We start from the raw sequence: 21,619 nt of genomic DNA, 5'->3' as shown, positions 1-21,619 counted from the left end.
TGCCAATCTTGTCGCAAATTCTGCCATGGATAACAATACCCGCACTATCGTCTTCATTACCCTGAATGGCGTACAAAGCCTGGACCTCTCCGGCCCCATGGAAGTGTTTGCAGTGGCCAACCAGCACAAACCATCAGCCTTGCCAGCCTATCGCCTGATAGTCGCCAGCCCGCATGGTGGTGTCATCACCACCCATGCCGGGCTGGAAATACATGGGGTATGCGCACTCAGGGATTTGCCAGCAGAGATAGATACCATCATCACCACCGGTGGTAGTGAGGCCGCCATGCGCGAAGCTGCGGCGGAGAATATACTGCTGCCCTGGCTGCAAGGACGCAGTAAAAATACACGTCGTATTGCGAGCGTCTGCATAGGTGCACTGGTGCTGGCTGCTGCCGGTCTGCTCAATGGTCGCCGCGCTACCACCCACTGGAATAGCTGCGCGCTGCTGCAAAAGCTCTTCCCTGAGGTCAGGCTCGATGCTGATGCGATCTTCACGGCCGATGGTCCTATCTATACCTCGGCAGGTGTCACCGCTGGCATAGACCTGTGCCTGTCGCTGCTGGAAGCTGACGGTGGCCCGGCACTGAGCCTGGCGGTCGCGCGTGAGCTGGTGCTGTATATGCGCCGCGCCGGTGGGCAATCGCAATACAGTCACACCCTGCAAAGCCAGGTCTCATCACAAAGCCAAAGCAACCCGCGCCTGCAGCAACTGCTCAGCGAGATACGGGCCCAGCCGACCGGAGACTTGCGAACTCCGGCGCTAGCGGCCAGGGTGCACATGAGTGAACGCAATTTCTCGCGTATCTTCCAGCTGGAAACCGGCAGCACACCGGCGCGTTTTGTCGATGCTGCACGCCTGGAATTTGCCAGGAATTTGCTGATTACCACAAGCTGGCCGCTGGCGAGGGTAGCCGAGCATTCAGGTTATAACAGTCTGGATACCCTGCACCGCAGTTTCATGAAGCATCTGGGGACAACACCGGGGTTTTTCAGGGACAGGTTTGGGAGTGCTGTTTGAGATCAGGACGCTGCCTACATTTGCTTGAACAAGTGCAGATAAGCACGGCTGACCAATAGTTCGTCTGGCCGCTCTTTGAGTTTGAGCAGGGTGCGGCCTCGAAAGTCACGCGTGGTGCCTGCTATGTGTTTGACTGCGACTATCGTGCCGCGATGTATTTGCCAAAAGCGGCTGGCATCGAGGCCATCCAGCAATTCTCTGAGCGGCATGCGTATCAGTGACTCATGTGTGGCGGTGAAGACCGATACGTATTTGTCATTCGCCTCGAAATAAATCACTTCATCGATAGAAATCAACCGGATGTCATTGCCATGTGCGGCGCGTATCCAGTCCAGGCGGCCCGGTGTGGCAGCCTGATTCGTCGCTGTCATGGATGTCATGGCAGACATCAACCTGGCAAGTACCTCTGCGGCAGGTGCTGTACCGTCTGCGTCTGCCGCAGCTAGCTGGCGCTTGAGTTTTTCTACACAACGGCCCAGCCTCTCCCTGGTTGGTGGCTTGAGCAGATAATCGACAGCCTCGCGCTCGAAGGCATCTACCGCATACTGGTGGTAAGCGGTCACAAAAACCACCAGCGGTGCCACCTTTGCAGCTTGCAATTGGCTTGCCAGTTCCAGCCCGCTCATGCCTGGCATGCGGATATCCAGAAAGGCGATGGATGGTGAGAGTTCGTTGATCAGGCGCAAGGCATCTGCACCGTTGTAGGCCTCGGCGATAATCTTCAGCTCAGGCCAGAGCACTGCCAGCTCGGCTTTCAAAAAATTGACGAGGGTGATTTCGTCGTCTGCTATGAGTGCGGTAGGCATGTTTTGTATTCGCGTCAATTCAGGTGTGCGTTGGGGCTGGCAAGGGCAGATGCAGGCTCACACTGACGCCGCCTGCGGCATTTTCCGTAATGCTCAGGCTGCCTTGTTTGCCATACAGTGCTGCTATGCGTTCACGCAAGTTAGCCAAGCCTACCCCGCCACCTGGCTTGCTGCTGGCAACTGTCTGAAAACCCACGCCGGTATCGCTGATTACAACATGCAAATGATCTTTCTCTACGTGCGCTTTCAACAGGATTTCGCCACCCTCTATCTTGGGTTCCAGACCATGGCTGATGGCGTTTTCAACGACAGGCTGCAAGAGCATGGGCGGGATGGACAGGCTGGCAGCTTGGTCTGACATTTCTATGCGGTAGCGCAGGCGTTCGCCCATGCGCAGTTTCATCAATTCCAGATAAGCGCTGATCGTATCGATCTCGCCCTGCAGCAGGGTATCGCTGTCACGGCTGGCCGACAAGGTGGCACGCAGGTAGTCAATAAGGCGTTCGAGCAAGAGACGGGCGCGTGCCGGATCAGGTTGAATCAGGCCTACCGCATTGGCCAGGGTGTTATACAAAAAATGCGGCTCCATCTGTGCCTGCAACATGCGTAACTGCGCCTCAAGCGCTCGCCGTTCGGATTCCAGCGCGCGTCGCTGTTCTGTCGCGATTTTCTCTTTGTCCCGCAACTCACGCTCCCTGACCAGATAGGCAAACACGAGTACGCAGGAAACCAGCACAGAGACAATCGCAAAGTTCAGGATGACACCGGTTTTGAAATAATCCAGGCGCAATGCTGCCGGATTGATGAGCAGCACTGCCAGGCAATATCCTGCAAAAACGCCACCGCTGGGCACGATGAGGTAGTAAGCCACCCACTTCCAGCCACGTATATTTTCTATCCATGGCCGTAGCAAAAAAGAACTGAGCGCAAAAAGGATATGGATGGAATACGAAATCGACATCGCGATCACCAGATTATTCCAGAGCTGCGAAAAAAAACGTTCACGCGACAGGTTATACGCATACAGGGCAAAAAAGAACAGGGCAAAGCCCAGACCCAGTATGAAGGTATAGACGAGATCGCGCACTATGCCCGGCTGCCAGCGACGAAAAAAGGCTATCAAGGCGAGGGGATGGTCATCGGCCCCTTGCTTGCCAGGCGAAGTGCTGACTGGCTTGGCCGGGATGGCCGGTTCGGCAGGCATAGGTTTCATCATGACAGTCTAAACAGGTGGACGGGGGCTGGCAAGTCTGGCCCCCGCTTGAGGGCAGACTCAGGCCGCCAAAAAATTACCATGAAAGCACAGCGGTGCCGCATAGGGCAGGCGTGCCCTGGCCACCGGGCCTTGTGCCAAATGTGCACCGTCAAACACGCTCAGCGCCGTCTGCGATTTTTTCACATCATAAGCCACACCGAGCAACCACACGCCCTTGCCACCCTGCTTGGGTACAGGTATGTGTTCTTCAACTACCCAGTCCTGGCCATAGTTGTATATGTCGTGACGGCCAGTTTCCATATCAATGCTGGCGATGCCTGTCATGCCAAATTCTGGTGATTTGTCGCCGGTGGTCACGAAGAGCTGGCGGTTGCGCAAACCCATATCGACTGGTGATACGCGAGGAAATTCTGTCACGCTCATCAGTTTTTCGCTGCGTGCCGTGCCCTGGTTCAGATCCAGGGTGATAAGCAGCGTATCAGCATTTTGCAGCTTCCCGGCATCGCCACGCATGATGCTACCAAGGCCCCTGAGGCTGCTGTCGTCTGCTGCCATGCTGGCATCCAGGCGTATGGTATTGCCTTCGTCCCAGCCATTACCGGAGTGAAAGACCATGCCTGCGGGCATTTCTATAATACGGCGCAGGCTGAAATCTGCACGATCCACGACCACGGCACGCATGGGACGCTGGCCATTCCAGACATGTGAGCCCAGATAGCTCTGGTCCGGCGAATTACGCAGATCAAACGGTGGCACCAGGAAGACCATGTATTTTGCCGTTAACACGAAATCATGCACCATGGGCAATTGCGGTACATTGACCATGCCGAACTTGCCCAGGCTGCCATCAGCATCGATGCGCCATAACAGCAGTTTGTTGGCACCCGGTGCGACGCCAAAATTCCACAGCACGCCATCTGGTGAAATCCTCGGATGGGCAGAAAATGGCATGGCAGCCAGATCATCGCGCCAGGTCTTGATACCCTCGGTCGCCAGGCTGGCCGGATTGAGCTCTGTGGCCGAGCCGCCTTCCCACAAGGCATACAGCTTGCCTGCATGCGGCACGGCATTGGTGTTGGCGGTATTGACCGTATCATTATTACCTACCGGACGGCGGCTAAAGCCGGTACCAAAGGCGGGATACAGAAATTGCCCAGCGGCTGACTCCTCGACAAACTTTTTGGTACGCACGAAATGCGCCTGATGCCGCACCCGGCCATGCTCCATTTGCCACGCATGTACCATGCCATCGCCATCAAACCAGTGGTGATAGCGCTCATCACCCAGCTCAAAGCGCGCCGGGCCATTGCGGTAGAAAGTGCCTTTGAGCCCGGCAGGCCAGCGACCTTCGATGACTGCCGCGCCGCCTAATAGGTCAGATTCCCGGTTTTTGAGCGCGGCCAGGCGCTGGTGGGCTGGCAGGTTCGCCAGAAAGGCATCCCTGGTTTCATCTGCATATGCTCCGGCTGGCAATACGATGGCTGGCAGTGCTGCCAATGCGCCGCGCAGGAAATGACGCCTGTCCATGATTCGCCCTCCCTTAACGCAGTTTGATGCTGATGAGCTTGCCAGCATCCGGCACTTGCACCAGCGCCTGGGCAAAGCTGGGAGGGCCGTAATTGCCTGCCGCATCATTGCTGAAGCCATAAGGCTCGACCGGCATGCCTAAGGGATTGCTGTCAAGCTTGCCATTGCTGTTTTCATCCTGGAACACGCTGAGGGCATAATCGCCAGCCGGCAAACCGGCAATCATCAGTTTGACCTTGTCAGCCTGGGCATCGACAGCTGCTACCTTGTAAGGCTGCTTCATGAAATTTTCTGACTTGTCATACACAGCGACCATGACCTTGCCTTTGGCGCTCTTCAGGCCTGTCACTTCTACCGTCAGCTCTGCTGCCTGCGCCATGCCTGTCACTGAGGCCATTGCCAGTGCCGCGAAAATAATGGATGGAAAATAGTGTTTCACGGTTTGTCTCCTGTAGTTTGAATCGCCGCTTGCGATACCCGTATCTTGCCGCGCCTGCGGCGGGCTTGCCGGGGTATGCGACGAAGGCAGACCCAAATGGCGCGAATTGCAGGCAGGGGGCGTGAAATGCAGCCGGAGGTGGGAAGAATAGGCGTTGCAGGAGCGACTTCAGTCACAAATGGTCGATATAGACGGGAATACGTCGCAATACGGCTCATTGTTCGTGGCTGAACTATCCCAAGCTTTTCCTTGTAAGCGGTGAGCCAGGGGCGTGATTTTCAGGAGGATTACATCTCAGAGGCATCGGTTACGCAGTTTTGCCCGTTGCTACCGGTCGCAGTTGGCAAAAGCAGACGGTTCACCGTATGGCATCTCGGGTGTATTACTCGGTTATGCACCAGATGGCCGAGGCACAGTAGGAGAAGCTGGAATACCAGACGGGTCGAAACCATTGTCTGTTATCCATTTTCGAATCGCAGTCGCCTTAGCTACAGGCAACTTTCCTCCAACTTCGGCGATAACGCGGTTACTGGCCTCCCGGTCGTTAAGCAATATCGCTGCCGCAATTCGATCGGCAAAGGACGGGCAAATGAATGCTGACTGGGTGCCATCGCATAATACCTTCAGGCTGCTCCTGAGTTCAAACCATGGCAACGCGTACGAGACGATAGCTTCAGACAACTCTAGTGCAACCAAGTCCAGCGAAGTACCGCTCTTAATATTGATTTGGCGATGCTTTGCCAAGTCGGTCTCTACTATTCTGTTTCCAGAAAAGAACCCGTGGAACAGTCTTCTCGGTAAAATCCCTTCGAGGCGCTGTCGATACTGACCACTAGACTCGTGCGGTTTTTCGGCCCAGTCGGCGATCCATTCATAGCTTTGAATTTTTGATACTTCGCGACAGACGCAAGGGAACTGCACTGACAGGTTAACAAAGAATGCGCCGTAGGCCCCTTCGTTCCACTTGTTTCCTTGCAAGTTTATGATGTGCCAATTCATGTCAGAACCGTCACCAACGGTGGCAACCAAGTCTCGCCCCTTCCTGGTGTAGCCATGAGGTGCCAATGATAGCCCTAATAGCTTGGCGACGTAGTCGATCTTCTTGCCGATCTTATCATCGTCTTGTGGTGGAGAGAGAACACGGGCCATAGGCTCTGAAATGCAAAGATAATACCGATTTATAGCATATGTGTTGTTGATCGTGCTGGAATTGTAACGGGGTTAGGTGGCGTTGATATTAACGCCGCTGGCGCACAGCTTACATCTCCTGTGAAAGGGAAGGAGCAAAGCCACCAAAACTCAAATCGACATATCCCGCAACATCCTGGAAGCCTCGCGATTCGCCAGCAAAACACTGCCATCGCGCATATGCAGGCGTAACTGTGATTGCTCGTCGGCCTTCATGGATTCGACAAAATCCAGGTTCACCAGCAGCGAGCGGTGTATGCGTATGAAGCGTGCCGGGTCGAGGCGGGTTTCGAGTTCGGTGATGCCCAGCCTGACCAGGTGGGTACGGTCACCAACGATGATGGCGGTGTATTTGGCATCGGCCTTGAGGTAGGCGATGTCGTTCACATTGACCGGGAAAATATGGCCACGGTCGCGCACCAGTATGCGCTCAAGTCTGCTGGTTTCACGGCCTGCGGCGAGATTCAAGGCATGTTCCATGGCTTGCATCGATGGCGGGGCATCCAGCAGGCGATCTACGGCCGCATCAAAGCGCTCACGGGTAAAGGGCTTGAGCAGGTAATCCACGGCATGCAGTTCAAAGGCGGTCACGGCATACTGGTCGTAGGCGGTAGTGAAGACGATTTCTGGCAAATGGCTAAGACGGCGCAAAACTTCAAGACCGGTCATCTCGGGCATTTGTATATCCATGAAGACGACGTCGGGTTTCAGCAAATTGATTTGCGCAAGGGCCGTGACGCCATCCGCAGCTTCACCGATGAGGCTGAGTTCTGGCCTGTCGCTGACGGCATCGCGCAAGACTTCACGGGCCAGGGGTTCATCTTCTGCAATGAAGGCGGTTTTAATTTTACTCATGATTTGATACGCTCAAGCGTCACATCGAGGAGATAGGAATGGTCAAGCATATTTCAAAACCTTGTCCAGGCGCGGTATTTATGCTGAAACTGGCGCGCTTGCCATATTCCAGTTGCAGGCGGCGCTCTACGGTTTTGACACCTATGCCGCTGGAGGCATGGACATCGGCCAGCTCCGCGCCAGGGCCATCATCCCTGATGGTGATTTCCAGCTCGCCATGCAAGGCCTTGAGCCTGGTCTTGATGAGCAGATTACCCGGCTGGCTGCGCGGGTTGAAGGCATGCTTGATACTGTTTTCTACCAGCGGCTGCACGGTCAGCGGCGGTATGCCAAAGCCACCCGCCATTTCATCAAGCTGCCAATCGACATTGAGCCTGTGGCCAAGGCGCAGGGCTTCCAGATTCAGGTAGTCACGGACGAAATTGAGTTCATCTTCGAGTGCGACATGGGTAGTGCCGTTTTTTTCGGTATCGAGCACATAGCGCAGCATGTCGGAGAAGCGAAACAATGCGGCCTCAGCCGCCTTGCCATCCTTGCGCATGAGGGCGATGATGGAATGCAGGGTATTAAACAGGAAATGCGGATTGAGCTTGTTGCGCAGGCTGGCCAGCTCGGCCACCACCAGCAAACCCTGGGCCTGGGTCGCAGCCAGTGCCTGCATGCGGCGTGCTTCGCTGGAACGCACGGTATGAAAAATCGCTGCGACCACGCCATACATCATGAGGCTGTACAGGAAGGGCCAGATATAGGCACTCAGGGGCCGGACTGCTTCGATTTCCCTGACGTGCACAATCATTTGCATGAAACCACTGACTGCGTAGTGCCAGAAAAACCCGAATACCAGTGACAACAGGATATGGGTAAATACAATACTCAGAGGCCGCAAACCCTTGCGCTCCATCAGGCCGGTCATGGGCCAGATCAACGCCAGGGTCAGGGCTGCAGGCAAGGTATTGATTTCTGAATACATCGCCAGTTGCAAATCAAACTGGCCTTTGGACAAGCCGTCAATCTGTATCGCGAGCGCAATCAGTATGGAATACGCTATCCATGCCAGGGTATAAAAAAGCCACATGCGGCGCATCGTCATCCTTTCCATCAAGCTGATGCTATGACAGGAGTATCCGGCAATTCTTGCCAGACTGCCACTGCCATGACACCAAATGAGGAATTAAGGAGCTTAAATGTACTTAAGGGCGCTTAAGGCGTTTAAGTGCATGCCTGCCTGCGATTAATCGTTCTCGCGTTCCCAGTATTCCAGCGTGGCTGCCTTGTCATAGCCTTCGCCCGCCAGCACCACGCTGATGCGGTTGCTGTCGGGATAAACAATCACATCATGCGGATTGCGTTCGCCTATGACCAGGTAGCGGCATACCGCATCGGTATGATTGAACAGGCTGTGACCGACCTTTTGCCCCGCCGGGAATACCATGTAGTCACCGGCTTTCATGATGTAGGTCTGCTCACCCATGCGCAGGGTCAGGCTGCCGTCGAGCATCATCATTTGTTCTTCTTCCAGATAATGATAATGGTTGGGGCAGGCAAGTTTGCCGGGTGACAGTTCTTCCAGGCTGACGCCTACATGCTGGCAACCGCCATATTGGCCTAGCTGGCGGTAACGCGAACCAAAACTCTGGCCGTGGGAATATTCATCCCAGGGCACATCGTCCACCGCAAACGGACGGGTGATCCCGTCCTCAGTGAGTGCGATGGCTTTTCTTTTCTCTGTCATACCGGCTTCCTTGGAAATATCAGGTGGCTATTGAGGTTGCTATAGAGGTGGCTATTTTTTAGGCTATATCTATCTTGCCCATCTCCAGCAAGACTTCATGCGCAGAACGGTAGGCGTCAATAGCCAGCGGCATGCCGCAATATACGCTGGCATGTAATAGTACTTCTTGTATTTCTTTCATGCTTGCGCCGTTATTGACAGCACCGCGTACATGGCCCTTGATCTCGTGTGCCCGTCCCAGGGCTGTCAACATCGACAGCGTGATCAGGCTGCGGGTTTTTAAATCCAGGCCATCGCGACACCAGACCGTGCCCCAGGCATTGCGGGTGACAAATTCCTGTAGCGGTGCAGTAAAGGCATCGGTATTGCTGAATGCCTTTTCGACAAAGGCCTCACCCATGACTTGTTTGCGTATCTGCAGGCCATCATCAAATTGCTGATCTGTTTGCTGGTTCATCGTTGTTGTAAACTCCATTGTTATCTTCCATGAAAGGAATGCTAGCCAGATCAGTAGGTAAGGTCAAAACAGCAATGTAGTTTGTTGTTTTTAGGCAGTCATATTGTTTTCAATAGACAATATATTAATTTAACAACTTGTTTGAGAGCAGACTTGTTTTAAGGACATTTCCCCGTTACAGTTCATTACAGAAAACCCGCTATCTTTACCAAAGCCAGGATTTATTTGTCCTGCACTGGGCTTATGATGGATGTAAAACACCGGTTGCCTGCGCTCAAGCTGATCTCAGCCGAATCTCAAGCTGAGCTCACATTGAGATGGCGCTGGCAAACACTTATCCTGCAAGGCAGCTCCATGACATTGTTGAAACTGAAGATAGCAGCTGCGGCCACGTCACTAGCTATCGCTACGGGTACCAGTCTGCCAGCGCTGGCACTGGAAACAGGCAAACCCGCGCCGGCATTCAGTGCCCAGGCTGGCAAGGGCAATGTGCAGCTGGCTGATTATCGCGGCAAAGTGGTCTATCTTGATTTTTGGGCATCCTGGTGCGGGCCGTGCAAGCAATCCTTCCCGTGGATGAATGCCATGCAAAGCAAATATGGCGCACAGGGCTTGCAGGTAGTGGCAATCAACCTTGACAGCAAACCCGAGGAAGCACAGGAATTCCTGAAATCCACGCCTGGCAATTTTCAGATAGCCTATGACCCCAAGGGCATCATGCCGCGCCAGTATGAAATCAAGGGCATGCCCAGCAGTGTATTGATAGACAGGGATGGCAAGATCATTTCGCAGCACGCAGGATTTAATGAAGCCAGCAAGGCAAAAATTGAACAGGCGATCATCAGCAGTCTGGGGAGTAAATGATGAAACAATTCATAGTCAGGAAATTTCTGGGCAAACTGGCCTTGCTGGGCCTGGTTCTGTCCTGCAGCGCCTGTGGCAATATGCAACTTGTGCAGGCGGTACAACCCTGGGAGAAAGGCAAGCTGGCGAAAAAGGAAATGACGTTTGACCACGACCTGCTGGAAATCAAGTTCGCCGAACACACCTATTCGAGCAAGGAATCTGCCTTTGGCGGTGCAGGTGTTGGTGGTGGCGGCTGTGGTTGCAATTAAAGTATAAGGCATAAACAAGCATGAAAGCGCCGACCTCCAAGACTCAAGACAATCTCGCCAGCACCCTGCTGGCTGCCGCACTTGCCTTGCCCATGATGCAGGCAGCGCATGCAGAATCGGCGCCGGACAAGGGTCTCATCAGCCTCAAATTACTTGATTACAAAGACAGCCAGCCCGGTGAAGACCGCGTCAAGGTGCAAGCCAGCGCGCTGAAGATCATGGCGCCCTTGTCCGACGAATGGTCGGTCGGCGCGACTTATGTGACGGACAGTATTTCCGGTGCCTCGCCAGCCTTCCATAGCTATGGCCTGGTCAAGCTCAGGGACTTTCGCCGGGCGCTGGATGCTGAAGTCACCCGCTATTTCGCGCACCATACCCTGACCCTGGGTGCCAGTGCATCGAGCGAATCGGATTATATTTCGCGTGGCATCTCACTGCAGGGCAGCCAGTTCAGTGAAGATAAAAATACCACCTGGACTGCGGGTCTGGGTTTTGCCAATGACACTGTCAGCGCCTCCACCGGCAGGGTCAAAGCTCAAAACAAACAGGTGACTGATGCCCTGCTGGGCCTGACCCAGGTCATGAGCATGAATGATATCGTGCAGGTCAATGTCAGCCTAGCGCATGCCAAGGGTTACCTGTCTGACCCTTACAAGGCTTTTGACAAGCGCCCGGATGAGCGCAACAGCTATACACTGTTGACACGCTGGAACCATCATTTCGATGGCACAGGCGGCAGTGCGCGTGTCAGCTACCGTTATTTTGGCGATAGCTGGAAGATCAGGTCGCATACCTTCAATCTGGAATATACCCAGCCTTTTGGCAAGGGCTGGAGCGTGACGCCGCTCGTGCGTTTTTACAGCCAGAGCGCAGCGAGTTTTTATGTCGATGCGCAGCCTGACATTTATCCGTTTGCTCCTAACCCGCCAGATGGCGCACAGAATTATTCTGAAGACCAGCGGGTCTCAGCTTATGGCGCACGCACCGTCGGTATCAAGCTGGCCAAACAGATCAATGAAGACTGGCAGGTCGATGTGAAATTTGAGCAATACCAGCAACGTGCTTCTTACCGTTTGTTTGGCAGTGGCAGCCCGGGGCTATTGCCGTTTGATGCCAAGACCATACAGCTTGGTTTGTCGCGTCAGTTTTAGTGAATGAATTTGGTTTTATGCAGATTTACCGTATCCCTTTCAAGGCCATGGCCAGCACCTGTGAAGTCGTTATCGCGGATACCGATGAACAGGCGATGTTTGCCAAAGCACAGGAAGCGATTGCCGAAGTGCGCAGGATAGAGGTCAAGTATTCGCGTTACAGACCAGACAGCATAGTCTCGCGCATCAATGCCCTGGCGGGTAGTGATGCCGTGGTCTGCGATGACGAGACCCTGGCCCTGTTTGATTATGCCCAGGCCCTGTACCAGGCCAGTGACGGTTTGTTCGATATCACGGCAGGCATCTTGCGCCAGGCCTGGGATTTCAAGAGCCAGCGTGTGCCGGCAGCAGATGAATTACAGGCCTTGTGCCAGCGCATAGGCTGGGCAAAGGTGGAAAGAACCAGTAACAAACTAAGGCTGCCACAGGCAGGCATGGAAATCGATTTTGGTGGCTTTGGCAAAGAGTATGCGGCAGACCGGGCAGCGGCCGTGCTGGAAGCCGCAAACGTCACACATGGCTATGTGAACCTAGGTGGTGACATACGGGTGCTGGGCCCCAAGCCAGATGGCCAGGCCTGGATCATGGGCATACAAGACCCGCGCCAGCAAGACAAGATCGCGGCCAGTATACCGCTGACATCAGGCGCGCTGGCCACCAGTGGTGATTATGAAAGGTATTTTGAAGCAGGCGGACAGCGTTATTGCCATATACTGAACCCGCGCACGGGCATGCCGGTGCGGCACTGGCGCAGCATCAGCGTGCTGGCCCCTTTAACTGCACTGGCTGGCAGTTGCACGACGATAGGCATGTTGAAAGAGGCTGATGCGCTGGCGTATCTGCAGCAAACCGGATTGCGTTTTCTGGCAATAGACCAGCAGGGCATAGTACATACTCAGGCTGCGGCCTGAACCAAGAATTTGAGGAGTGCATCATGGCAACCATAGTAGGCGACGACGGCAATAACACCTGGACCGTCATTAATCCATCGACGTTTACCCTGGATGGCAAGGGTGGCATAGACACGCTCAATCTGGGTACTTCGCTGCGTTCAGAATACAAGATCACGCTGGCGGCAGATGGTTCTGTGCATGTCGATACCCTCTCTGGTGCGAGTGGCGAATTGCATGCGACGCTGCTGAACATGGAGCGTTTGGTCTTTAACAATGGCAAGGACGTGCTGGACCTGCTGAGTTTCTTTGGCGATACCACACCGCCTTCGGTCATCAGCTTCAGCCCGGCCACGCTGGCGACCAGCGTCGCCACCAATAGCGATATCGTGCTGACCTTCAGTGAGACTGTCACCGCTGGCAGTGGTACCATCAGCCTCATGAATGCCGATGGCAGCGTGGTAGCCAACTACAACATCGCACAAAGCAGCAATGTCACGATCAGCGGCAATACGGTCACCATCAACCCAACCAATGACCTGAGCAATGGCAGCACTTACAAGCTGTCGATACCTTCTGGCGCAATCAAGGACATGGCGGGTAATAATTTCATTGGTACCAGCAGCTATTCGTTCACCACGGTAGCAAAGGTGATCGCCGGTGGTATTGTTGGCACAGCGGGCAATGACACTTTGAATGGGACGGCAGGTAACGACAGTTTCAACGGCCTGGCCGGAAATGACGTCATCAATGGCGGCACAGGCATGGATACTGCGATTTATGCGGGCAAGCGGGCTGACTTTAACATCACTGCAGCGGGTGCCAATTTTACTGTGCAGGATAAAACCGGGGTTGAGGGCACGGATACGGTGAACCAGGTAGAGCGCCTGCAGTTTGCCGATATGTCGGTCGCGCTGGATATCAATAGCACCGCTGGAGTGGCTTACCGCATTTACCAGGCAGCCTTCAACCGCACACCGGATCTGCCAGGCCTGGGATACTGGATAGGGCAGATGGACAAGGGATCAACACTGAACCAGGTTGCTGCCAGCTTCGTCATTTCCGCCGAGTTCAAGCAATTGTATGGGGCGAATATCTCTGACAATGCCTTCCTGACGGCTCTGTACAGTAATGTGCTGCACCGTACACCAGACCAGGCAGGCTTTGATTACTGGAATGGACAGGTCAGCAAGGGCATGACAAGAGCCGACATACTCGCCAGTTTTAGCGAGAGTACCGAGAACCAGGTACAGGTGGTTGCCAAGATACAGAACGGTATAGATTTCATTCCGTTTGGCTAAGTTCCTTTCAACTGATGCTGCAGACGTGCAGCATCAGTCCTGTGCATAAATCAACGCTTATACACAGCCTCGATATCCGCAGCAAAATGCGCGAGCAAATTATTGCGCTTGAGCTTCAGGGTAGGTGTGATCAGGGTGTTTTCCACCGTCCATGGTTCCAGCGTCAAAATCGCGGCGCGTGGTTGTGCATAGTAGGGAAAACCTTTGGTCAGCGCCTTGATACGTTGCACCACTGCTTTTTGTGCCTGCGCTGATTTCAGGCTGGCAGCATCGTCAGGATTGAGGCCCAGTGAAGTGGACAACTCCAGCCAGTAAGCGCGGCTCAGCACGACGGCGCAGGCGATGAAGGGGGCATTTTCGCCAAAGGCATAGGCTTGCTCAAACACGGCATCATTCATGATCGCCAGTTCCAGATCAACCGGGGCGATTTTTTCACCCGTAGAGGTGACGATGATTTCCTTGACGCGACCAAGAATGCGCACACGGCCATCAACGATCGAGGCCTGGTCACCAGTACGCAGCCAGCCATCGATAAAGGTCTTGGCAGTATCTTCTTCACGCTTCCAGTAGCCGCGCATGACATTCGGGCCACGCACCTGCAATTCTGCATTTTCACCTATGCGCACTTCTACCTTTTCCACAGCCCGGCCTACGGTGGCTGGGTCATTATCATCGGGCGCATTGAAGGCGACTACGGGCGCAGTCTCGGTCATGCCATAACCCTGCACGATAGGGATACCGAGACCCAGGAAGCATTGTGAAATTGCCTGTGACAGTGCCGCACCACCACTGACCGCCACCCGCAAGCGGCCACCAAACTGGTTCTTGAGTTTGCTGGCAATCAAAGGTTCCAGCACCAGCCAGCGCAGGCTGTCGAACAAGGCTGCCATGCCATCACCCTTGAGCAAACCCTGCTCACGGCTGAAGCGGCGCCAGCCAGTGGCAATCGCCAGATTAAACAAATTTGCCTGCAGTTTGGATGCCGACAGTTTGGTCTGGATCACGCCATACACACGCTCATAAATACGCGGGACGGAAATCAGGATCGTTGGCCGTACTTCCAGCAAGTCTTGTGGCAATTGCTTGACCGAGCGCGAGAAGGCAACGCAGGCACCAGCAGCAATCGGAAGGTAATAACCAGCTGTACGTTCAAAGGTATGTGACAAGGGCAGAAAGGATAAAAACACATCGCTAATAACTGGCGACACCCTGTGGACAACTGCCTTGACGTTGGACACCACATTCGTGTGCGTCAGCATGACGCCCTTGGGTTTGCCTGTCGTGCCCGAGGTATAGACCAGGGCTGCCAGGTCATCGGCTACCGGGCCTTTTGCCGCGGCTTGCAGATGTGCTGCGCTGGCCAGCCATTCGTCGATTTGTACGACCGGGACATTGGCTGGCAAGGCTGCAGCATCCAGCTCTTTTTCCAGCACAACAACCTGGCGCAGTGCTGGCAATTCCAGACCTGCACTGGCGATATCTTTCCATTGCCTGTCGCTTGCGGCGATTAAAAATGCAGCATCGCTGTCACTAAGGATATAGGCAATACTGGCCGGGTTATCCAGCGCATGCATGGGCACAGGTACAAAGCCACAAGCCTGCACGGCCTGGTCCATGCAAACTGCATGCAAGCCATTTGGCAACAGGATGGCAATGCGGGAACCATGCTCGAGTGCCAGCGGTGACAAGGCCTTGATAAAACCCTGTACCCGCTCTTGCGTTTGTCGCCATGAATAAGATATCCACAGGCCCTGTGCATCATCGAATTGCCGGTAGGCTTCGGCATCAGGAGTTTTAGCTACCCGCCAGGCAAATAATTCTGCCAGGGTTTGTACTGTGGATAAGTCGGGAGTTGTTGCTGTTTGCAATGAGGTAGACATGAAATGCTGAGAAATTGAACAAATTGGCGGTCAGCCTTCACCGGCCCCGGTGAAAACGCTTATTTTTCGCTATTTGAACGAAAATGCACACCAAAAGCGTCATTATGCAACATTTTGGATCAAAGCTTATTGCCTAAGCTCAAAACACCCATTTCAAATTTATGCCGTCAATTTGAAGAAAAACACTATGCCGCCTATAAAAGACCAAAACAGCACGGTCATCGCCAGTTCACGCGATATCTGCAACTCAATTTTACGCTGGCCCTTTGCATGCACTTCCATCTCGCTCACACTGGCAAAAGCAGCGCAGCCACAAGCCTGGCACCGCCTTAAAGATTTGCCGTTTTCTGCGACACATGCATGGCAAACCCAGTCATAGTCAAGCTGCTTTTTCATCATTGCTGTCTTTTAAAATATGATCAATTCCAGTTTCCACCAGTAGGGTGCGCCATGCGCACCATGCTTTTGGATCACGATAAAAAAACCGGTGCGCATGCCGCACCCTGCGATAGAAGTCAGGCGATATCACCCCACATGGCAACATAGAGTTGTTTTAAGTTAGCCGGCAGCCATGACCAGGCATGTTTCTTTTGCTTAGGAGTCAGGCCATAAAACAATTCTTCTACATAATATACATCAATATATTCCCTGCTTATCTCGTCGGCTGTTCTCAACAATTCAGACATTAGCAACAGATGCGACTGCACGACTTGCCGGTTATCTTCACGCATGGCCTGTGTAGTTAGCCTGGCGAATTCCCCCATCATCTCTGTCGTGCAAATGGCGATACTACGATGTCGCTTTGCAATGAGCATCATGTGCCTGGCCACATCAGGAAATGTTCTCATGATATTCAGCAAAAGTTTTTTGACGCTGGGATGAACAGGCATAAATGTAGTGAAAGATATTTGATGAATTCGCTATACAGAAAATCAGTCTGGTCTTCATTGCCGATTATAATAAAGCCCTTGTCCGCCCATCCCATACAGGAATATCCATGTTAGGCACACAAGACCTCGTCCAGTTCATCATTGCCGGTATCTTGCTCAATATCGCCCCCGGCCCCGATTCCATCCTCATCATGACACGCAGCGCGACGCAGGGTTGGCGTGCGGGTTCGGCGGCAGCGCTGGGCATAGGTGCGGGTACTCTGGTACATATCATGGCGGCGGCACTGGGTTTGTCGGCTTTGCTGGCGACTTCTGCCACAGCCTTCACTATCGTTAAACTGGCTGGTGCGGCTTATCTTTTGTATATAGGTGCATCCATGCTGTTTAGCAAGGCAAAATCTGCTGAAATCAATACCGAGGCCAAAGCCAGCCTGCCGGTACTCAGCCACCGCAAGATTTTCATGCAGGGGTTTTTGACGAATATCCTGAACCCGAAAGTGGCGATTTTCTTTTTGGCTTTCGTGCCGCAATTTATCGCTGCTGATGCCAGCAACAAGCCACTAGCCTTGATCGTGCTGGGTTGCATCTTCAATTTCAATGGCATGCTGTGGTGCCATTTCCTCGCTATCTCGACTGCATTTGCGAGACAGCGCATGCGTGTCAATCAGGCTGTCACGCTGTGGCTGAACCGCTTCATTGGTTTGATGTTTGTTTCTTTTGGTATCAAGCTGGCGCTGTCGGGCAAGCATTGATCAGGAATCAGGCGCGCAAATGAAAACATGCCGCATCCTTGAGAAATGCGGCATGAATGCCAGGCTCTGGATAAATCCCAAAGTGCCTGAAAAACGCCAGTAATCAAATGCCTATTTAATCGGCAAGCAACTGGTATTTTTAACTTCTTCCATCACTGCATAGGTATGCGTTTCACGCACACCGTTTAATTGCAGCAGGGATTTGCCCAAAAAGTCGCGGTAGGCATTCATGTCTTTGACACGTGCCTTGACGAGGTAGTCAAAACCACCCGCCACCATATGGCATTCCAGCACTTCAGGGATGGCTTGTACGCCACGCCGGAAAGCGTCGAACACGTCTGGGGTCGTGCGGTCGAGCACAACTTCTATGAACACCAACAGGGCCACATCTAGCAGATGTGGATTGAGCTGGGCTGTGTATCCAAGTATGTAGCCGGATTCTTGCAGCTTGCGCACGCGTTCCAGACAGGCAGCAGGAGAGAGGTTTACCCTTGTTGCCAATTCTACATTACTGATACGGCCATCGTTTTGCAATTCGGCCAGAATTCTTTTACTGATTTTGTCGAGCATAAGAAGTCAAAAATCGTCAGTGTGGTGATTAATAATATTCGGCATAATTTTCTCACAAAAAAGAAAATTTCGATATATGTTCTGATTTCCAGAATTAATCATCGAAGAGCATCTATACAATGAAATCATATTTGTTTTGATTATTTTTATATGATTGCGATAACCGTGCCAGCCAATAACCAGCCTTTTTCTGCCCTGCAAGCAGAGCTACTTCCCACTGCCAGCCCTCTCAGAACTGCCATTACCGAAGCATACCGCCGATCCGAGCCAGATGCGGTGCAATGGCTGCTCGGCAATGTAAATGCCCATGAGGACCAGCAAAAGAGTGTTGCAGAACTGGCACACCGCCTGGTCAGCAATGTACGCCAGCAACGCACCCGCGCTTCTGGTGTTGATGCCCTGATGCATGAATTTTCACTGTCGTCAGAAGAAGGTGTGGCCCTGATGTGTCTGGCCGAGGCGCTGCTGCGCATCCCCGATCATCAAACCGCTGACCGTCTGATTGCCGACAAGATCAGCAAAGGCGACTGGCGCAAGCACCTGGGTGAATCACCTTCGCTGTTTGTGAATGCCGCCACATGGGGCTTGCTGGTGACTGGCAAGCTGGTCAGCACGAATAGCGAACAAAGCCTGGGTTCTGCCCTGACACGTTTGATCGCCAGGGGTGGTGAGCCCTTGATACGCAAAGGCGTCGATATGGCCATGCGCATGCTGGGCAACCAGTTCGTCACTGGCCAGACCATAGAAGAAGCGCTGAAAAACAGCCAGGACAATGAAAAACGCGGCTACCGCTATTCTTATGACATGCTGGGCGAAGCCGCGCTGACCGCCAAGGATGCTGCCTTTTACTACAAAGCCTATGAGACTGCGATCCATGCGATAGGCAGGGCCTCGAATGGCCGTGGCATCAAGAATGGCCCTGGCATTTCAGTCAAACTGTCTGCCCTGCACCCACGCTATTCACGCGCCCAGCGTGAGCGCACGATGAATGAATTGCTGCCGCTGCTGAAAAAACTGCTGTTGCTGGCCAAGCAATACAACATAGGCCTGAATATTGATGCAGAAGAAACCGACAGACTGGAATTGTCGCTGGACCTGATGGAAGCGCTGGCTTTTGATGCTGACCTCAAAGGTTTTGAAGGCATAGGTTTTGTCGTGCAGGGCTATCAAAAACGTTGCCCCTTCGTCATCGATTACCTGGTCGATCTGGCACGCCGTAGCGGCAGCAAGTTCATGATACGCCTGGTCAAGGGGGCTTACTGGGATGCAGAAATCAAGCGCTCGCAAGTCGATGGCATGAGCGGTTTCCCGGTCTATACTCGCAAGGTGTATACCGATTTGTCTTACCTGACCTGTGCGCAAAAACTGCTGGCTGCGACTGATGTGATTTATCCACAGTTTGCCACCCACAATGCTCTGACCTTATCGACCATTTATACCTGGGCACAAAAAGCCGGTATTACTGATTATGAATTCCAGTGCCTGCATGGCATGGGCGAGACCCTGTATGACCAGGTGGTAGGTAAAGACAAGCTGGACAAACCTTGCCGTATCTATGCCCCGGTAGGCTCACACCAGACCTTGCTGGCTTACCTGGTACGCCGCCTGCTGGAAAATGGCGCGAACTCCTCCTTCGTCAACCAGATCGTTGATGAGAGCGTATCGATAGAATCCATGCTGGCCGACCCGATAGCCGTCTCGCGTGAGCTCGGTGGTGCACCGCATGCAGCCATTGCCTTGCCCAAGGATTTGTTTGGCAAGGAAAGAAAAAATTCTGCTGGCCTGGATTTTTCGAATGAGCTGGAACTGCAAAAAATCAGCGCTCACTTTGCCGAGAGCAGCCAGCAAAGTTTGACAGCGGCACCCATCCTGCATGGTCAGGTCTCTGCCACGCAAACCCGTCCTGTGAATAACCCGGCAAACCAGTTGGATGTCGTTGGCGAAGTCATCGAAGCCGATGCCCAGGATGTGCAAACCGCCCTGCATGCAGCAGAACAATATGCGATGGACTGGCAAACCACAGCGCCGGTAGAACGCGCTGCTGTTCTGAAGAAAGCCGCTGATTTGCTGGAAACGCAAACCCTGGATTTTATGGCGCTGGCAATACGTGAAGCCGGTAAATCCCTGCCAAATGCACTGGCAGAAGTGCGCGAAGCGGTTGATTTTTTGCGCTATTACGCCGCCCAGGTAGAGAGCCAGGCAAATACCCAGGCTTTGGGGCCGGTCGTCTGTATCAGCCCATGGAATTTCCCGCTGGCCATCTTCATTGGTGAAGTCAGTGCCGCGCTGGCTGCTGGTAACGTCGTGCTGGCCAAGCCGGCAGAGCAAACCCCGCTGATCGCTTATCGCGCCATTCAACTGATGCATGAAGCGGGCGTGCCGCGTGGTGCCCTGCAATTCTTGCCAGGCACGGGTGAAGTCGTTGGTGCGCAGTTGGTGGCAGATCACCGCGTCAAGGGTGTGATTTTTACTGGCTCAACTGAAGTCGCACAAATCATCAACCGCACGCTGGCAAAACGCGCTGTGGCAGAGGGCATCGATATACCGCTGATTGCAGAAACCGGTGGCCAGAATGCCATGATCGTTGATAGCAGCGCCTTGCCTGAGCAAGTCGTCAATGATGTCTTGTCCTCTGCTTTTGACAGTGCGGGCCAGCGCTGTTCAGCCCTGCGCGTGCTATGCCTGCAAGAAGATATCGCCGACAAGACCATAGAAATGCTGCACGGTGCCATGCAGGAATTGCGTATAGGCCAGCCTGACCGCCTATCCATCGATATTGGCCCAGTCATCGATGCAGAGGCCCAGAATAATCTGATGAGCCATATCAATGGCATGCGTGGTAAAGCCAAGTCCTTCTACACGCTGGACCTGGCAGCCGCTTGCCGCGCAGGTACTTTTGTCGCCCCTACCGTCATGGAAATCGCCAACCTGGCTGATTTGAAAAAAGAAGTCTTCGGCCCGGTATTGCATGTCTTGCGTTACAAGCGCAATGACTTGCCTGCATTGATAGACCAGATCAATGCTACTGGTTTTGGCCTGACCCTGGGTATCCATACCCGCATTGATGAAACCATCGATTTCATCATCTCCCGCGCCCATGTCGGTAATATCTATGTGAACCGCAATATCGTTGGTGCGGTAGTGGGTGTACAACCCTTTGGTGGTGAAGGCAAATCCGGTACCGGCCCCAAAGCTGGCGGCCCGCTGTACCTGAAACGCCTGCAACGCACGCCTGTCACTGGCCTGGGCGGACATACCGTATATGAACGCCAGTCACCACCAGCACTGGAAGCCTTACTGGTCTGGGCACAAAAACAGGGGCATCAAAAAATTGCCGAACTGGGTGAACATTATGCCCACAACAGCCCATACAAAGTAACCCAGGTCTTGCCTGGCCCGACGGGCGAACGCAATACCCTGTCGTTTGCGCCGCGTGGCCGTATATTTTGCGCAGCAACGACAGTCAACTGCATCATCAACCAACTGGCAGCAACGCTGGCCACCGGCAACCTGCCGGTACTGCCAGCACAAACCATGGCTATCCTGCCTGCCGGTTTGCCAGCCGAAGTCAGCAAACTCATCATTAATGCCGAAGCAGAACAATGTGGTGCCCAGCTCGCCCTGGTGGAAGGTGGCTTGCTGTCGCATTACAAGCTCTTGTTTGCGGGTCTGGATGACGCTATTGTTTCCGTTGTCGAAACCCAGGACCATGCAGAAATTCCTTTGTGGCGTCTGATGGCTGAACGGGCGCTGTGTGTGAATACCACCGCTGCAGGTGGCAATGCGAGTTTGATGACATTGGCGACCTGATCGTTTTTTGTTCTGTCGC

Annotated in this window: 21 protein-coding genes; 8 read left to right on the top strand and 13 right to left on the bottom strand. The window is 53.6% G+C overall.

Annotated elements, in window-relative coordinates; all coding sequences use genetic code 11:
- The first annotated feature begins 25 nt into the window (after positions 1–25).
- A complete protein-coding gene (locus UNDKW_RS27965) occupies positions 26–1,021 on the top strand; it encodes a GlxA family transcriptional regulator (RefSeq protein WP_162061438.1) in 996 nt (331 codons plus the stop codon).
- 14 nt (positions 1,022–1,035) lie between these two features.
- Here UNDKW_RS27965 and UNDKW_RS27960 read toward each other — a convergent pair whose 3' ends face one another.
- From UNDKW_RS27960 to UNDKW_RS27920, 9 genes are all read right to left on the bottom strand, one after another.
- A complete protein-coding gene (locus UNDKW_RS27960) occupies positions 1,036–1,827 on the bottom strand; it encodes a LytTR family DNA-binding domain-containing protein (protein WP_162061437.1) in 792 nt (263 codons plus the stop codon).
- A 19-nt stretch (positions 1,828–1,846) separates the two neighbouring features.
- Positions 1,847–3,043, bottom strand: a complete 1,197-nt coding sequence (locus UNDKW_RS27955; protein WP_162061436.1) for a sensor histidine kinase — start codon at positions 3,041–3,043, stop codon at positions 1,847–1,849.
- Positions 3,044–3,100: 57 nt separating this feature from the next.
- Entirely contained in the window at positions 3,101–4,570 is a 1,470-nt protein-coding gene (locus tag UNDKW_RS27950; RefSeq protein ID WP_162061435.1) for a carotenoid oxygenase family protein, read from the bottom strand.
- A 13-nt stretch (positions 4,571–4,583) separates the two neighbouring features.
- Positions 4,584–5,009, bottom strand: a complete 426-nt coding sequence (locus tag UNDKW_RS27945; protein ID WP_162061434.1) for a DUF2141 domain-containing protein — start codon at positions 5,007–5,009, stop codon at positions 4,584–4,586.
- Between the two features lie 390 nt (positions 5,010–5,399).
- Positions 5,400–6,158: a DUF4304 domain-containing protein gene (locus UNDKW_RS27940; RefSeq protein ID WP_162061433.1), complete on the bottom strand. Its 759-nt coding sequence runs from the start codon at positions 6,156–6,158 to the stop codon at positions 5,400–5,402.
- A 150-nt stretch (positions 6,159–6,308) separates the two neighbouring features.
- The gene (locus UNDKW_RS27935) at positions 6,309–7,052 is read right to left on the bottom strand and encodes a LytTR family DNA-binding domain-containing protein (protein ID WP_162044066.1); all 744 of its coding nucleotides are present in this window, start codon (positions 7,050–7,052) and stop codon (positions 6,309–6,311) included.
- A 19-nt stretch (positions 7,053–7,071) separates the two neighbouring features.
- On the bottom strand, positions 7,072–8,151 hold the full coding sequence (locus UNDKW_RS27930; RefSeq protein WP_232063151.1) for a sensor histidine kinase: 1,080 nt from the start codon (positions 8,149–8,151) through the stop codon (positions 7,072–7,074).
- Positions 8,152–8,283: 132 nt separating this feature from the next.
- Complete coding sequence (locus UNDKW_RS27925; protein ID WP_162061432.1) at positions 8,284–8,784, bottom strand: cupin domain-containing protein; 501 nt, start codon at positions 8,782–8,784, stop codon at positions 8,284–8,286.
- 58 nt (positions 8,785–8,842) lie between these two features.
- Entirely contained in the window at positions 8,843–9,259 is a 417-nt protein-coding gene (locus UNDKW_RS27920) for a carboxymuconolactone decarboxylase family protein (RefSeq protein WP_370529061.1), read from the bottom strand.
- Positions 9,260–9,595: 336 nt separating this feature from the next.
- Between UNDKW_RS27920 and UNDKW_RS27915 the strand changes: the two genes are divergently transcribed.
- Genes UNDKW_RS27915 through UNDKW_RS27895 form a run of 5 tightly spaced genes read left to right on the top strand, consistent with a single transcriptional unit; the run spans position 9,596 to position 13,698 of the window.
- Complete coding sequence (locus UNDKW_RS27915) at positions 9,596–10,105, top strand: TlpA disulfide reductase family protein (RefSeq protein ID WP_162061431.1); 510 nt, start codon at positions 9,596–9,598, stop codon at positions 10,103–10,105.
- Positions 10,105–10,356: a DUF4266 domain-containing protein gene (locus UNDKW_RS27910; protein WP_232063150.1), complete on the top strand. Its 252-nt coding sequence runs from the start codon at positions 10,105–10,107 to the stop codon at positions 10,354–10,356. Before UNDKW_RS27915 ends, UNDKW_RS27910 begins: the two co-directional genes overlap by 1 nt.
- A gap of 20 nt (positions 10,357–10,376) precedes the next feature.
- Positions 10,377–11,507, top strand: coding sequence for a DUF3570 domain-containing protein (locus UNDKW_RS27905; protein ID WP_162061429.1), 1,131 nt, complete (start codon positions 10,377–10,379; stop codon positions 11,505–11,507).
- Positions 11,508–11,524: 17 nt separating this feature from the next.
- Positions 11,525–12,418, top strand: a complete 894-nt coding sequence (locus UNDKW_RS27900) for an FAD:protein FMN transferase (protein WP_162061428.1) — start codon at positions 11,525–11,527, stop codon at positions 12,416–12,418.
- A gap of 23 nt (positions 12,419–12,441) precedes the next feature.
- The gene (locus UNDKW_RS27895) at positions 12,442–13,698 is read left to right on the top strand and encodes a DUF4214 domain-containing protein (protein WP_162061427.1); all 1,257 of its coding nucleotides are present in this window, start codon (positions 12,442–12,444) and stop codon (positions 13,696–13,698) included.
- Positions 13,699–13,748: 50 nt separating this feature from the next.
- Here UNDKW_RS27895 and UNDKW_RS27890 read toward each other — a convergent pair whose 3' ends face one another.
- From UNDKW_RS27890 to UNDKW_RS27880, 3 genes are all read right to left on the bottom strand, one after another.
- A complete protein-coding gene (locus UNDKW_RS27890) occupies positions 13,749–15,578 on the bottom strand; it encodes a long-chain fatty acid--CoA ligase (RefSeq protein WP_162061426.1) in 1,830 nt (609 codons plus the stop codon).
- A gap of 159 nt (positions 15,579–15,737) precedes the next feature.
- The gene (locus UNDKW_RS27885) at positions 15,738–15,977 is read right to left on the bottom strand and encodes a hypothetical protein (protein WP_232063149.1); all 240 of its coding nucleotides are present in this window, start codon (positions 15,975–15,977) and stop codon (positions 15,738–15,740) included.
- A gap of 116 nt (positions 15,978–16,093) precedes the next feature.
- On the bottom strand, positions 16,094–16,426 hold the full coding sequence (locus tag UNDKW_RS27880) for a hypothetical protein (protein WP_162061424.1): 333 nt from the start codon (positions 16,424–16,426) through the stop codon (positions 16,094–16,096).
- Positions 16,427–16,575: 149 nt separating this feature from the next.
- Here UNDKW_RS27880 and UNDKW_RS27875 point away from each other — a divergent pair, with 149 nt between their 5' ends.
- Positions 16,576–17,220: a LysE family translocator gene (locus UNDKW_RS27875; RefSeq protein ID WP_162061423.1), complete on the top strand. Its 645-nt coding sequence runs from the start codon at positions 16,576–16,578 to the stop codon at positions 17,218–17,220.
- Between the two features lie 111 nt (positions 17,221–17,331).
- On the opposite strand, the gene UNDKW_RS27870 is transcribed toward UNDKW_RS27875, so the two are convergent.
- Positions 17,332–17,790: an Lrp/AsnC ligand binding domain-containing protein gene (locus tag UNDKW_RS27870; protein ID WP_110254407.1), complete on the bottom strand. Its 459-nt coding sequence runs from the start codon at positions 17,788–17,790 to the stop codon at positions 17,332–17,334.
- Between the two features lie 150 nt (positions 17,791–17,940).
- Here UNDKW_RS27870 and putA point away from each other — a divergent pair, with 150 nt between their 5' ends.
- Positions 17,941–21,600 carry a trifunctional transcriptional regulator/proline dehydrogenase/L-glutamate gamma-semialdehyde dehydrogenase gene (gene putA / locus UNDKW_RS27865; protein ID WP_162061422.1) on the top strand — a complete coding sequence of 1,220 codons (3,660 nt, stop codon included), beginning with the start codon at positions 17,941–17,943 and terminating at the stop codon, positions 21,598–21,600.
- Positions 21,601–21,619: the final 19 nt, after the last annotated feature.

This window comes from Undibacterium sp. KW1 (assembly GCF_009937955.1).
Lineage (GTDB): Bacteria > Pseudomonadota > Gammaproteobacteria > Burkholderiales > Burkholderiaceae_D > Undibacterium.
Note: the sequence above shows the minus strand (reverse complement) of the source record. Positions and strands in the feature narration are given on the sequence as shown.